This is a genomic window from Halopseudomonas sp. (genome assembly GCF_036961105.1).
Lineage (GTDB): Bacteria > Pseudomonadota > Gammaproteobacteria > Pseudomonadales > Pseudomonadaceae > Halopseudomonas.
Genome location: NZ_JBALWW010000008.1, coordinates 141,019 through 155,413 on the forward strand (window position 1 = coordinate 141,019; position 14,395 = coordinate 155,413).

Here is a 14,395-nt window from a genome sequence, read left to right on the forward strand (position 1 = left end):
AGCGCGGCAGCCGTGCTTAACTGGCCGCGCGGAAACTGGGCCGTACGCCGACTTCTGCGCGGAAGCTCATCTCTTCGCCATTGCGCAGTATGTCGAGCTTGATGCGCTCGCCCGGCTTGGCCCGGGCCACCTGGTTCATCGCCTGGCGCCCGCTGGTAGCAGGTTGGCCATCGATCTGCAGAATCACATCGCCCGGCAGCAAACCGGCATTCCAGGCGGGGCCGTTACGGTACAGGCTGGCCACGACTATGCCCTGGCTGATATCCAGCCCGAAGGATTCTGCCAGCTCCGGTGTCAGTGGTTGCACCTCCACACCCAGCCAGCCCCTGATCACCCGACCGTGTTGGATGATGGCCTGCATCACCTCGACGGCCAGCTTGACCGGGATGGCAAAACCTATGCCTTGGGCTGCGCCGGCCTGGGAGAAGATCGCGGTGTTGATGCCGATCAAGTTGCCCTGGGCGTCCACCAGTGCGCCGCCAGAGTTGCCCTGGTTGATCGCCGCGTCGGTCTGGATGAAGTCTTCATAGGTGTTGAGCCCGAGCTGGTTGCGCCCGGTTGCGCTAATGATGCCCATGGTCACCGTCTGGCCCAGACCGAACGGGTTGCCGATGGCCATGACCACATCGCCGATCCGTTGTTGGTCGCGCGAATCAATGGTGACGGCCGGCAGGTCAGGCAGGTCTATCTTGAGCACCGCCAGGTCGGTTTCGGGATCGGTACCAATCAGTGAGGCCAGGGCTTCGCGGCCATCCTGCAGGGCCACCAGGACTTCGTCGGAGCCGGCAATAACGTGGTTGTTGGTCAGCAGGTAGCCGTCTGAGTTGAGGATCACTGCCGAACCCAGGCTGGATTGGCGGCGCTCGGGATTGGGTAGCGAGTCTGCATAATCGCGCACGCTGGGGTTGTCGAAACTCTGCGCCCCATTGGTGGCAATCTGCTTGCTGGTGTAAATGTTGACCACGGCCGGCGCGGCGCGCTCCACGCCTTCTGCATAGGAGATCAACCCCATGTCCGAGCGCGACTCCTTGACCTCACGCAGTACGATGTCGTGAGCGGGCAAGCCGAGCCATTGAGGGAATTGCTGCATGATCACCAAGGCCAGCAATACGCCACAAACCACCGGCCAGCCCAAATTGCGCAATAAGCTCTTCATCAAACCCTGTCCTGAAGTGTGTGGAGCGCTACAGGCACCTTGTCCGGGGCTACGCTCGATTTCTGCTGTCTGATAGGTATATCAGCCACTAAGGCCGTGCGGCAATCGCAAGCCTTCCCTGCTGACGATGGCGGGCATTATATAGAGGGGCGGGCAGCGATTATACAGTTGCTGGCGGGCGATTGTTGTATCTGCTGCGCCAAGGTCGGAAAATGACCGCTGGTTTGCGTTTTCTGGAGAATGGCATGGTAGATCGCAACACGCTGGTGGAGTACTGCAACAACTTGCTGGCGGCGGACGCCTTTCAGGATTATTGCCCCAACGGCCTGCAGGTCGAGGGCAAGGAAGAGGTGCGGCGTATCGTAACCGGCGTGACCGCCAGCCAGGCAATGGTCGATGCGGCTGCAGCGGCGGGGGCGGACATGCTTCTGGTACACCATGGCTATTTCTGGAAGGGCGAAGCCGCGGCAATTGTGGGCATCAAGCAGCGTCGCCTGAAGGCCTTGCTGGCCAGCGACCTGAACCTGCTGGCCTATCACCTGCCGCTGGATGTGCACGCCGAGTTGGGCAACAACGTGCAGTTGGCCAAATTGCTGGGCTGGCGCATTACCGGCCCGCTGGAACTGGGTAATCCCCGTTCGGTCGGTTTGGAGGGCGAGCTGAACGAGCCGCAAAGCGGCAAACAGCTGGCGCAGTCGCTGGCCGCAGCATTGCATCGCGAGCCCATGTTCATCGCTGGGCATCAGCGACCGGTCAAACGCATTGCCTGGTGCACAGGCGCTGCGCAAGGCTATATCGACAAAGCCATAGCGCTGGGGGTAGACGCCTTTGTTACCGGTGAAATTTCCGAGCCCACGGTGCATGCCGCCCGTGAAAACGGCATCCACTTTTATGCGGCCGGGCACCACGCTACCGAGCGCTACGGGGTGCAGGCGCTGGGCGAGCATCTGGCCCAGCACTTTGGTCTGCAACACCAGTTCATCGACATGGACAACCCAGTCTGAACCGGGCAGAACCGTTCTGCGGGCTATATCTTTATAACTTATAGGTATTGTTGCGGCGCTTATTAGAATCAGCTCCCTTTGTTACAATGCTTGCCAAATTTGTACCCGGGATCTGAATTCCCCCGTTCAACGTGAGTACACCATGCTGGAAAAACTGACCCATCTGAAGCAACTGGAAGCGGAAAGCATCCACATCATTCGTGAAGTGGCTGCCGAGTTCCAGAACCCGGTCATGCTCTATTCGATCGGTAAAGACTCCGCCGTGATGCTGCATCTGGCGCGGAAGGCGTTCTATCCTGGCCGTCTGCCGTTCCCGGTTTTGCACGTGGATACCGGCTGGAAATTCCAGGCGATGTACGAGTTCCGCGAAAAGATGGTCAAGGAAATGGACCTCGACCTGCTGGTGCATATGAACCCGGAAGGTGTTGCCCAAGGCGTTAACCCCTTCACCCACGGCAGTGCAGTGCATACCGACGTGATGAAAACCCAGGGTCTGAAGCAGGCGCTGGACAAGTACGGCTTCGACGCGGCCTTTGGTGGCGCGCGCCGTGACGAAGAGAAGTCCCGCGCCAAGGAGCGTGTGTACTCCTTCCGTGACAAGCACCACCGCTGGGACCCGAAGAACCAGCGCCCCGAGCTGTGGAACATCTACAACGGCAAGGTGCACAAGGGCGAAAGCATTCGCGTGTTCCCGCTGTCCAACTGGACCGAGCTGGACATCTGGCAATACATCTATCTGGAAAGCATTCCGATTGTGCCGCTGTACTTCGCCGCCGAACGTCCGGTCGTTGAATACAACGGCTCGCTGATCATGGTCGACGACGACCGCATGCCGCTGGATGGCAAGACTCCGGAAATGAAAATGGTCCGCTTCCGTACCCTGGGCTGCTACCCGCTGACCGGCGCCGTCGAATCCAGCGCCGCCACGCTGCCGGAAATCATCCAGGAAATGCTGCTGACCAAAACCTCCGAGCGCCAAGGCCGCGTCATTGACCATGACTCCGCTGGCTCGATGGAAGAGAAGAAGCGGCAGGGCTATTTCTAAAGCCGCAAGCTTCAAGCAGCAAGCGACAAGCTGAGCTGAGTCGCGTTGGAGGGCTGCTTGAGCAGGCAACATGGAGGTTGCTGATGGATTTCGAACGGCTTGAAGTGTGGCAGCGTGGAAAGGCGTTGTCTGTTGCCATGTACAGAGCGCTGGCAAACTGCCCCGATTACGGGTTTCGGAACCAGCTGACACGGGCCGCGCTGTCTATTCCCAGTAATATTGCCGAGGGGATGGAACGTGGAGGTAACGCCGAGAAGCGGTATTTTCTCAGCGTCGCCAAGGGCTCATGCGCTGAGGTGCGAACCCAGTTGATGGTGGGGCAGGAGATAGAGTTTCTGGAATTGACACTGGCCACACACTGGATCAGTGAGACCCGCGAGCTGTCGCGCATGCTGACAGGCTTGATTAACCGAATTACCGAATAGCTGCAGGGGCCGCTTGTCGCTTGCAGCTTGCAGCTTGGAGCTTTGATAGATGTCGCATCAATCCGATCTGATCAGCCAGGACATCCTGGCCTACCTGAGCCAGCACGAACGCAAGGAACTGCTGCGCTTTCTGACCTGCGGTAACGTCGATGACGGTAAGAGCACGCTGATTGGGCGTCTGCTGCACGACTCCAAGATGATCTATGAAGATCACATGGAAGCCATCACCCGTGACTCCAAGAAGTCCGGCACCACCGGTGAAGAGGTGGATCTGGCGCTATTGGTAGACGGGCTGCAGGCCGAGCGTGAGCAGGGCATTACCATTGATGTGGCCTACCGCTATTTCTCCACCGCCAAGCGCAAGTTCATCATTGCCGATACCCCCGGCCACGAGCAGTACACGCGCAATATGGCGACCGGCGCCTCTACCTGTGACCTGGCGATCATTCTGATTGACGCCCGCTACGGCGTGCAGACCCAGACCAAGCGGCACAGCTTCATTGCATCCCTGCTGGGCATCAAGCACATCGTGGTCGCGGTCAACAAGATGGACCTGAAAGACTTTGATCAGGGCGTCTTCGATAACATCTGCGACGATTACCGCGAGTTTGCCAAGGGGCTGGAACTGCTTGATGGCAACAGCGTGCACTTTGTGCCGATGTCGGCGCTCAAGGGCGACAATGTGGTCAACCGCAGCGAACGCAGCCCCTGGTACACCGGGCAGACGCTGATGGAGATTCTGGAAAGCGTCGAGGTATCGGCAGACCGCAACATGACCGACCTGCGCTTCCCGGTGCAGCTGGTCACGCGCCCCAACCTCAACTTCCGCGGCTTTGCCGGCACCATCGCCTCCGGCGTGGTGCACAAGGGCGACGAGCTGGTGGTGCTGCCCTCCGGCAAGAGCAGCCAGGTCAAATCCATCGTCACCTTCGACGGTGAGCTGGAAGTGGCCGGCCCCGGTCAGGCAGTTACCCTGACGCTGGAAGACGAGATCGATATCTCCCGCGGCGACGTACTTTGCCACGCCGACAACCGCCCGTTGATCGGTGATCAGTTTGAAGCGACCCTGGTGTGGATGGCCGAGCAGCCCATGCAGCCCGGCCGCAAGTACGACATCAAGCGTGCCACCAGCAACAGCCCCGGCTCCTTTACCCGTATTCACCATCGTATTGATGTGAATACGCTGGAACATCAGAACGCTGCGCAGCTGGCGCTAAACGAGATTGGCCGTGTCGAGCTGTCGCTGGAACGTCCGATCGCCTATGACGACTATCAGAGCAACCACACCTCGGGCGCCTTTATCGTCATCGACCGCATGACCAATGGCACCGTGGGTGCCGGCATGATCGTCGCCAAGCACCAGCAGAGCCAGAGCACCCGCACGCAGCACGGCCGTCTGGCTCATGTGACCGCGCGCGAGCGCGCCGAGCGCTTTGGTCAGGATCCGGTAACCGTACTCTTTACCGGTCTGTCCGGCTCCGGCAAGAGCAGCATTGCCTATGCGTTGGAGCGCCGCCTGTTTGACGCTGGCCGCGCCTGCTATGTGCTGGACGGCAAGGAAATGCGTCAGGACCTGAGCAAGGGCCTGCCGACCGACGCTGCTGGCCGCGCCGAGAATCTGCACAAGGGCGCGCGTATTGCTCGCCAGATGAACGACGCCGGCCTGATCGCCATTGGCGCCTTTGTTGCACCCACCGAAGAAAGCCGTGCTACCGCGCGCTACATTCTGGGTGAGCGCTGCCTGCTGGTATATCTGGATACGCCGCTGGATGTGTGTCAAGCACGTGACCCCTCCGGTATCTACGCCGCCAATGTCGAAGGCACCATCCCGGGGATCTCCTTCCCTTACGAAACGCCAGACGATGCCGATCTGGTGCTCAACACCGCCGAGCTGGATCTGGCCGGTTGCGTCGACAAGGTGGTTGGACTGCTGCGTGAGCGCAAGCTGATCTGATGCGAGCACAGCCATGACGCCAGCGGATATCGACTTCATGCGGCTGGCGTTGGCCGAGGCGCAGCGCGCTGCCGATCTGGGCGAAGTCCCGGTCGGCGCCGTGCTGGTGCGTAACGGCGAGGTGATCGGTCGTGGCTTCAACCAGCCGATCAGCAGCCAGGACCCCAGCGCCCACGCCGAAATGGTCGCCATCCGCCAGGCCGCCAGCGCCGAACAGAACTATCGCCTGCCCGGTACCACCCTCTACGTCACCCTCGAACCCTGCACCATGTGCGCCGGCCTGCTGATCCACAGCCGTATCGCCCGTCTGGTCTACGGCGCCCAGGAGCCTCGCTCTGGCGCCGTAGTCAGTCGCGCGCAGGTTCTCGATCAGCCATGGATGAATCATCGTATGCAAGTGGAAGGCGGAGTGTTGGCGCAGGAAGCGGGGGAGCTGCTGTCATCGTTCTTTCGCCAACGGCGCAAAAAGGATGACAGCAGCTCAGCTACAAGCGGCACGCTTTAAGCTGCAAGCTGCAAGCTGCAAGCTAAACCAAAAACACGGTGTTGTGTTTGGTTTAGCTTGCCGCTGAAGGGATTGAGCGCCTGCGGCGCTATATCCCTTCGGGCAACTGCTCGAGAATCCCCGGCGCCAGATACTGCTCGGTAGATTGCTGGCGCGATTCCGATTGTGGTTGGGTCACCCATTGCAGAATGTCGTGGTAGCGGCGGATGTTCTGTACGTAGTGCACCGGTTCCGAGCCGCGGGCGTAGCCGTAGCGGGTCTGGGTGTACCACTGTTTTTTCTGCAGCAGTGGCAGAAAATCCTTCACATCTATCCAGCGGTTGGGATCGCGCCCGGCCTTCTCCGTTAGCTTGCGAGCGTCTTCCAGATGGCCCAGGCCCACGTTGTAGGCGGCCAGGGCAAACCAGGTGCGGTCGGGCTCGGGAATATCGGCGGAAATCTGATCGCGCACCCACACCAGATAACGTGCGCCGCCCATGATGCTTTGCTGCGGGTCAACCCGGTTGGTTACGCCGACGAACTTGGCCGTGGGCAACGTCAGCATCATCAGACCGCGCACCCCGGTGGCCGAGCGGGCGGTCTCATCCCACAACGACTCCTGATAGGCCATGGCGGCCAGCAGGCGCCAGTCCAGCGCGTACTGGTCGCCGGCCTGCCGCAGAAACGTCTCGTAGCGCGGCAGGCGCGATTGCATGTGTTCGGCAAAGGCTCGCGCACCCACGTAATCGAGCACATCCGAATGGCCATAAAAGCGCTCTATCAACTGATCGAGGGTGCCGTCTGCCTTGATCTCGGCAAAGAACGCGTTGACGGCATCCAGCAGGGTACTGTCCGGGCGCTGCTGTAGCGCCCACGCCATGGGTTGCTCCGCGCCCAGGTCAAAGGCCACGCTCACAGCAGGGTAAAACGCTCGGTTCACCACCAGCTCGTTGGAGTAGACCACCGCCGCGTCTATCTCGTTGTCGTTGACCAGGCGCAGCAGGTCCACCACCTCAAAGCTGTCCGACTCGGTGAAGGTCAGTTCGGGATGCACAGCCTGCAACGCGCGTAGCTCGTCTGCCAGGGTGCTGCCCTTGAGCACCATCAGCCGTTGGCCGTAGAGGTCTTCTATGCTGCGCGGCTTCTTGTCGCCCCGGCGGTAAACCACCTGCGGCGTCACCTGCAGATAGGGGCTGGCAAAGCGCACCTGATCCTGTCGCTGAGCGTTGACGGTCAGGCCGGCAGCGGCCAGATCGGGGCCGTTGTTGCTGCCCAACTGCTGGTAGAGGCTCTCGAGGGTATCGGCGCTCTGCATCTGCAGGTCGAGGTTCAGGCTTTCGGCAAAGCGTTTGGCCAACTCGTATTCCAGGCCGGTGTCGCCGTTGCGGTCCTGATAGAAGGTGGTGGGGGTATTGCGGGTAATCACCCGCAACTCCCCGGCCTCCCGGATATCTTCCAGTTGGGTGCTTTTTTCACAGGCCGTCAGTAGCGCTGCACACAGGGCGACTGCCAAAGCCGGAGAATGAAGTTTGCGGGCCGGTGTGGGATGCATCGCGCCAGTATAGGCAAAAGTGGCGCGCGGCAATAGCGCGACCTTTGCTCAGCCGCCGCGCCCTGTTGGTGCGCCCGGCATGGTCCGTTGGCGCGGCTTGAGGTATCCTATGCGCCTTCTTTTTCCATTTCCGCATCTCCGAGGCCGTTACCGACATGCATATCCTGCGTGGAGCCCCAGCCCTTTCCGATTTTCGCCGCAGCAAGCTGCTCGCCCGTCTGCAAAACCGCGTTGCTGGTGTGACCGGTATCTACGCAGAATTCATGCATTTTGCCGAACTGGGCCCTGGGTTGAAACCAGAGCTGGATGAGCAGTCCCAGCAGGTACTTGAGCGTCTGCTGCGCTACGGCCCATCGGTTGCGGTAGAAGAGCCCGCAGGCGACCTGGTGCTGGTGATGCCGCGTTTTGGCACCATCTCACCCTGGTCGAGCAAGGCGACGGACATTGCCCACAATTGCGGCTTGAGTCAGGTGGCACGGCTGGAGCGCGGCGTGGCCTACTACGTCAGCGGCGAGTTTGACGCCGTGCAGCGACAGCAACTGGTAGCCGAACTACACGACCGCATGACCGAAGTGGCGCTGAATGACCTGGACGCTGCCGCCGGCCTGTTTGCCCACACCCAGCCCAAGCCCTTTCAGCGCGTAGACGTGCTGGCCGGAGGCCGCGCTGCACTGGCCGAGGCCAACAACAGCTTGGGCCTGGCCCTGGCTGATGACGAGATCGATTATCTGGTCGAGAGCTTTACCGCGCTGGAGCGCAACCCCAGCGATGTTGAGCTGATGATGTTTGCCCAGGCCAACTCCGAGCATTGCCGCCACAAAATCTTCAATGCCACCTGGGACATCGACGGCCAGGCGCAGGACAAGAGCCTGTTCGGCATGATCAAGAACACCTTCGAGCTGCACAGCGAAGGCGTGCTCTCGGCCTATAAAGACAACGCTGCGGTGATCGAAGGCTTTACCGCCGGCCGCTTCTTTCCGGCCCCCGGCACTAATGAATACCGCGCCCATGAAGAGCCGGTACACATTCTGATGAAGGTCGAGACGCACAACCACCCGACCGCCATCGCACCTTTCCCCGGCGCCTCTACTGGCTCTGGTGGCGAGATTCGCGACGAGGGCGCCACCGGCATCGGCGGCAAGCCCAAGGCCGGCCTCACCGGGTTCACCGTCTCCAACCTGCGCATTCCCGGCTTTACCCAGCCCTGGGAAGAAGACAATGGCAAGCCGTCGCGCATTGTCACGCCACTGCAGATCATGATCGAAGGTCCGCTGGGCGGCGCTGCCTTCAACAACGAATTCGGTCGCCCGAACCTGAACGGCTACTTCCGCACCTTCGAGCAGACCATCGCCTCGCCTCGGGGGCCGGAAACCCGCGGCTATCACAAGCCGATCATGTTGGCCGGCGGTATGGGCAACATCCGCGCGACCCACGTCGAGAAGTCCGAGATTCCGGTTGGGGCCAAGCTGATCGTGCTGGGCGGCCCGGCGATGTTGATTGGTCTGGGTGGCGGCGCAGCCTCATCCATGGCCACCGGCAGCAGCGCAGAAGACCTGGACTTTGCCTCGGTACAGCGGGAAAACCCGGAGATGGAGCGCCGCTGTCAGGAGGTCATCGACCGCTGCTGGCAGCTGGGCGACAAGAATCCCATCGCCTTCATCCACGATGTGGGCGCGGGCGGGCTGTCCAACGCCTTCCCGGAACTGGTCAACGACGGTGGCCGTGGCGGGCGTTTTGAGCTGCGTAACGTACCGAACGACGAGCCCGGCATGAGCCCGCTGGAAATCTGGTCGAACGAGTCGCAGGAACGTTATGTGATGGCTGTGCCCAACGCCGATTACGAGCGTTTCGAAGCCATCTGCAAGCGCGAGCGTTGCCCCTTTGCCGTAGTGGGTGAAGCCACCGAAGAGCAACTGCTGGTACTCAACGATCAGCACTTTGACAACCAGCCGGTCGACATGCCGCTCTCGGTACTGCTCGGCAAGCCGCCGCGCATGCACCGCAGCGTGGAACGTGAAGCCGAGTGGGGCGACGACTTTGATGCCAGCACAGTCGTTCTGGCCGAGGCCGCCGAGCGTGTACTGCGTCTGCCGGCTGTTGCCAGCAAGAGCTTCCTGATTACCATTGGCGACCGCAGCATTACCGGTCTGGTCGCTCGCGACCAGATGGTTGGACCCTGGCAGGTGCCGGTAGCCGACTGCGCCGTCACCGCCACCAGCTTTGATGTAAACACCGGCGAAGCCATGGCCATGGGCGAGCGCACGCCGCTGGCACTGCTCGACGCCCCTGCTTCCGGCCGCATGGCCGTGGCCGAGACCGTCACCAACCTGGCGGCTGCACGTATTGATCGACTGTCGGATATCAAGCTCTCGGCCAACTGGATGTCCGCCGCCGGCCACCCCGGTGAAGACGCCCGCCTGTACGACACTGTCAAGGCGGTGGGTATGGAGCTGTGCCCCGAACTGGGCATCACCATCCCGGTGGGCAAGGACTCCATGTCGATGAAGACCCGTTGGGAAGATGCCGGCACCGAGAAATCGGTAACCTCGCCGCTGTCTCTGGTCGTGACTGGCTTCGCCCCCGTGCAGGACGTACGCGGCACGCTCACGCCGCAACTGCGCCTGGACCATGGCGCAACCGACCTGATTGCCATTGACCTGGGCCGTGGCCAGAACCGCATGGGCGGCTCCGCGCTGGCGCAGGTGTACAACAAGATTGGCCAGAAAGTTCCGGACCTGGACGACGCCGAAGATCTAAAAGCCTTCTTCGCGGTGATTCAGGGCCTGAACCAGGACGAGCTGATCATCGCCTACCACGACCGTTCCGACGGCGGCCTGTTCACCACCCTGACCGAAATGGCCTTTGCCGCCCGCTGCGGTTTGCGCATCAATCTGGACGTGCTGGCGCAGGACGCCAAGGCGCTGCCCGCCGTGCTCTTCAGTGAAGAGCTGGGCGCCGTGATTCAGGTAGCCCAGGACGACACAGCCGATGTACTCAGCCAGTTCTCCGCCGCCGGTCTGGGTGACTGCTGCGCCGTGATCGGCCAGCCCACCAGCGACCCGGCCATCGTCTTCCAGTTTGCCGGCGAAAGCGTACTGGAGAATTCCCGCGCCGCCTGGCAGCGCGCCTGGACCGAGACCAGTTGGCAGATCCAGCGTCTGCGCGACAACGTCGAGTGCGCCGATCAGGAATTTGAAGCCATTGCCGACGACGCCAACCCCGGCCTGCACGCGCTGCTCAGCTTCGACATCAACGAAGACGTTGCCGCCCCGCTGATTGCCAACGGCATGCGCCCGCGCATCGCCATACTGCGCGAGCAGGGCGTCAATGGTCAGGTGGAAATGGCCGCCGCTTTCACCCGCGCCGGCTTCACCGCCATAGACGTGCACATGAGCGACATTCTCAGCGGCCGCGTCACGCTCGAAGGCTTCCGCGGCCTGGTGGCCTGTGGCGGTTTCTCGTACGGCGACGTATTGGGTGCAGGGGAGGGCTGGGCCAAATCCATCCTGTTCAACACCATCGCCCGCGAAGCCTTCAGCGAATTTTTCGCCCGCCCCGATACCTTTGCCCTGGGTGTGTGCAACGGCTGCCAGATGCTCTCCAACCTGCGTGAGCTGATCCCCGGCAGCGAGCACTGGCCGCGCTTTGTACGCAACCGCTCGGAGCAATTTGAAGCGCGCGTGGCCATGGTGGAAGTACAACCCTCGCCGTCGATCTTCCTCAATGGCATGGTCGGCTCACGCCTGCCTATCGCCATCGCCCACGGTGAAGGTCACGCCGAGTTTGCCGACAGCGCCGCCGTGGATGCCTGCGAAGCCGCCAATGCCGTAGCCCTGCGGTATGTCGACAACCGCGGCCGCATGACCGAGCGCTACCCGGCCAACCCCGGCGGCTCGCCACGCGGCATCACCGGCCTAACCACCCGCGACGGTCGGGTCACCATCATGATGCCGCATCCCGAGCGTGTCTTCCGCGCCGTGCAGAACTCCTGGCAGCCAGATGACTGGAGCGAAGACGGCGGCTGGATGCGCATGTTCCGCAACGCGCGGGTATGGGTGGGTTAACCCATCGCCAACGCAGCTACCACACAATCCCGGCACCCGCCGGGATTGTGCTTTCTGGCCTGCACACAGGCAGTAAAATGCCTTGGACAAACCCCGGCAGGCTGAATTACTCTCGAATCACGCAAAGGAATTGCAGTGACTCCCGCCTCTTGGGTGGCAATCAGCCCCCGCCACGGCAAGGACAGCCCGCACTCCTTTCCCTATAAATCTTAGACGCCGGTCCAAACTGTCCGTGGATAGGATAGGGCGGTAGCGTGCCTGGCGCTGAGCCATCAGCCCAACGGGCTCTGCACCCCGGCAAACCCCTGGCCCAGCACATGCGTATAAATCTGCGTAGTTCTCACATCGGCATGGCCCAAGAGCGTCTGCACCGTGCGGATGTCGCTACCACGGCGCAGCAGTTCAGTAGCAAAGGTATGGCGAAAGGTGTGGCAGCCGGCGGGTTTGGCGATGCCTGCCGCGCGCACGGCAAGTTTTACCGCGCGCTGTACGCTGCTTACATGGCGATGATGCCGTACGCCGTTGCCGTCTTCATCAATGCATAAATTGAGTGACGGGAAAAGCCACTGCCACTCCAGCGAGCGAGAGGCTGCAGGATACTTGCGGCGTAGAGCAAAAGGCAGGGAAACGGGCGCTGCGAAGAAAATATCCTGGGCCTTCCATGCGGTAAAAATGCGTTGTTTGCGTTGGCGCAAAGGTTCTAGAAGAGAAGTTGGTAACAATGTAGTGCGGTCCTTCCCGCCTTTGCCGTCTCTGACTGTGATGATCTGTCTATCGAAGTCGAGGTCCTTGACACGCAAGCGAGAGGTCTCCACAACACGTAAGCCCGCACCATACATAAGCGACGCCATCAAATGATAAGGCTCTGCCAGACGTTCGATGATTCTCATGGCTTCAGTGTGTGTAAGCACTACCGGCAGCTTAGGTGGGCGTTTGACCCGTACGGTGTCACCGATCTCCCCAAGCGGCTGCTCAAGAACACGTGCATAAAGAAACACAATGGCATTCAGCGCGAGATTCTGCGTCGCTGCCGCCACCTGCCGGTCAGTCGCAAGCCAGCTGAGAAAGGCATTTACCTCTGCCGGGCCGAGCTCCAACGGGTGACGCAATTTGTTAAAGCGGATGAAATAACGAATCCAGTACCAGTAGCTTTTCTCAGTCCGAATGCTGTAATGATTAACCCGAATAACCGCCCGAAACTGGTCACGCAAACGGGGTTGGGGAGATAGGCTATCCATGCTGCCTCCATAGCTGTCTATTTATACAGTAGTAATAGATTCACGAAATGCCGAAGTCAAGCGAATACGTGTGAAATTGTCGAGTGGGATGTAACTAATTGATTTTAATAAAAAATATTTTTACGTCGATGGCGTAAATCCGGAGTTATCTCGAACGCGCGGTTATGTATTAATACCGCGTTCTATCTAATCACTGTTACCCATGTAATAGGACGCAACGAGTAAAGGAACAGTAAATGGCAAGGAGTCAGCCTGGCGAAAACCCGAAAAAGCAGCTATTACGCTGTATAGATACTCGGCGGAGCTTAACGAAGTTAACGCGCACGCCGAGTATCTATACAGCGTTGAGCCGTATTTTTTCAATTTTTAGTCAGGCTGATTTTCTCTCCATTTTCAGCTCTGCTACGCAGAGCGCGGAATATTAATGGGTAACAAGTCGCCAAGTCACACACTCGCGCAAGCGCAAGTGGTGCTTGGCTTCACACGTTAGACTTGCAAGAGAACATCGCGCATCGTGATGTCGTTTTAACAACAGGAGACATGCCATGGTCAAAGTAGCCTTGTTCGTTCGCCTTGAAGCGAAACCCGGAAAAGAGAAAGAGGTTGAGAACTTCCTTGTGAGTGGCCTTCCCATCGTCAATGAGGAGCCTGACACCACTGCGTGGTTTGGCATTCGCCTTGGACCAAGCACTTTCGGAATCTTTGATGCTTTCCCGGATGAAGCGGGTCGGCAGGCCCATCTCTCCGGCAAGGTCGCAGCCGCGTTGATGGAAAAGGCAGGTGAGTTGTTCTCCGAGCCCCCGTCCATCGAAAACGTTGATGTACTTGCGGCAAAGCTACCTAGCTAGCAAGCCTAACAATTCGTTCAAGCCGACGCCGCTTCGCGGCGCGGCTTAACTCAGGCGTTAGCCAGTAAAGGATCTGAGAATGGATTTAGTGTCAGGTGTAAGCACTTCGATTACCCTAGCCAAGCGTCTTCGGGAAATATCGAAAAATATCGCTGATGCAGAGTTCAAGAATGTATTGGCCGATCTTTCGAGTGAGCTTGCAGATTTGAAGCTGGAGGCGGCAGCAATGAAAGAACAGCTTGCCGCCCTACAAGAAGAAAATGCCTTATTGAAGCAGGTTTCTGCGCCAAGTGACGAAAAACCCAGTGGTACCAAATGGGGGTGCTACCAGTTTGAGTCAGAAGAAGGGCTATTTTGCACTGCCTGCTGGGATTCCAAGAGAAAAAAATCGCGAACCACAAGAGTCAATGCGAGATTTCGGGTTTGCCCGGTATGCAAGGCAACTCTTGGAGCGGGCTAACAAACTGTTCCAGTACATTCCGGCACCTTCGGTGCCTCCATCGGACAGCCTAGACGCGGCTTTGCCGCAGGCTGCCGCTGAACAAGGGCGTTGAGGCTGTAGAAAAACTCCATATTTGCTAGGATTTGGGCAGACCAACAAGGAGTGTTGCATGCCACGCTTCAA

11 protein-coding genes are annotated in these 14,395 nt (G+C 59.8%); 8 read left to right on the top strand and 3 right to left on the bottom strand.

What is annotated here, in order from left to right:
* Positions 1 to 16 precede the first annotated feature (16 nt).
* Entirely contained in the window at positions 17 to 1,156 is a 1,140-nt protein-coding gene (locus V7756_RS10440) for a S1C family serine protease (protein WP_335610098.1), read from the bottom strand.
* 212 nt (positions 1,157 to 1,368) lie between these two features.
* Between V7756_RS10440 and V7756_RS10445 the strand changes: the two genes are divergently transcribed.
* The 5 genes from V7756_RS10445 to tadA all read left to right on the top strand — a co-directional run bounded on the left by V7756_RS10445 (position 1,369) and on the right by tadA (position 6,089).
* Positions 1,369 to 2,160, top strand: coding sequence for a Nif3-like dinuclear metal center hexameric protein (locus V7756_RS10445; RefSeq protein ID WP_442908991.1), 792 nt, complete (start codon positions 1,369 to 1,371; stop codon positions 2,158 to 2,160).
* 112 nt (positions 2,161 to 2,272) lie between these two features.
* Positions 2,273 to 3,205 carry a sulfate adenylyltransferase subunit CysD gene (gene cysD, locus V7756_RS10450; RefSeq protein ID WP_335610116.1) on the top strand — a complete coding sequence of 311 codons (933 nt, stop codon included), beginning with the start codon at positions 2,273 to 2,275 and terminating at the stop codon, positions 3,203 to 3,205.
* A gap of 83 nt (positions 3,206 to 3,288) precedes the next feature.
* Positions 3,289 to 3,630, top strand: a complete 342-nt coding sequence (locus tag V7756_RS10455; RefSeq protein WP_096003141.1) for a four helix bundle protein — start codon at positions 3,289 to 3,291, stop codon at positions 3,628 to 3,630.
* 49 nt (positions 3,631 to 3,679) lie between these two features.
* Positions 3,680 to 5,584, top strand: a complete 1,905-nt coding sequence (cysN, locus tag V7756_RS10460) for a sulfate adenylyltransferase subunit CysN (RefSeq protein ID WP_335610099.1) — start codon at positions 3,680 to 3,682, stop codon at positions 5,582 to 5,584.
* A 13-nt stretch (positions 5,585 to 5,597) separates the two neighbouring features.
* Positions 5,598 to 6,089, top strand: coding sequence for a tRNA adenosine(34) deaminase TadA (gene tadA / locus V7756_RS10465; RefSeq protein WP_335610100.1), 492 nt, complete (start codon positions 5,598 to 5,600; stop codon positions 6,087 to 6,089).
* A gap of 88 nt (positions 6,090 to 6,177) precedes the next feature.
* Here the strand turns inward: tadA and mltF are convergent, their stop codons facing one another.
* On the bottom strand, positions 6,178 to 7,620 hold the full coding sequence (gene mltF / locus V7756_RS10470; protein WP_335610117.1) for a membrane-bound lytic murein transglycosylase MltF: 1,443 nt from the start codon (positions 7,618 to 7,620) through the stop codon (positions 6,178 to 6,180).
* Between the two features lie 155 nt (positions 7,621 to 7,775).
* Here mltF and purL point away from each other — a divergent pair, with 155 nt between their 5' ends.
* Complete coding sequence (gene purL / locus V7756_RS10475; RefSeq protein WP_335610101.1) at positions 7,776 to 11,684, top strand: phosphoribosylformylglycinamidine synthase; 3,909 nt, start codon at positions 7,776 to 7,778, stop codon at positions 11,682 to 11,684.
* 272 nt (positions 11,685 to 11,956) lie between these two features.
* On the opposite strand, the gene V7756_RS10480 is transcribed toward purL, so the two are convergent.
* Positions 11,957 to 12,922 carry an integron integrase gene (locus V7756_RS10480; protein ID WP_335610102.1) on the bottom strand — a complete coding sequence of 322 codons (966 nt, stop codon included), beginning with the start codon at positions 12,920 to 12,922 and terminating at the stop codon, positions 11,957 to 11,959.
* A gap of 545 nt (positions 12,923 to 13,467) precedes the next feature.
* Here V7756_RS10480 and V7756_RS10485 point away from each other — a divergent pair.
* Positions 13,468 to 13,770: a putative quinol monooxygenase gene (locus V7756_RS10485; RefSeq protein ID WP_335610103.1), complete on the top strand. Its 303-nt coding sequence runs from the start codon at positions 13,468 to 13,470 to the stop codon at positions 13,768 to 13,770.
* Positions 13,771 to 13,849: 79 nt separating this feature from the next.
* Positions 13,850 to 14,230, top strand: coding sequence for a hypothetical protein (locus tag V7756_RS10490; RefSeq protein WP_335610104.1), 381 nt, complete (start codon positions 13,850 to 13,852; stop codon positions 14,228 to 14,230).
* Positions 14,231 to 14,395 lie beyond the last annotated feature (165 nt).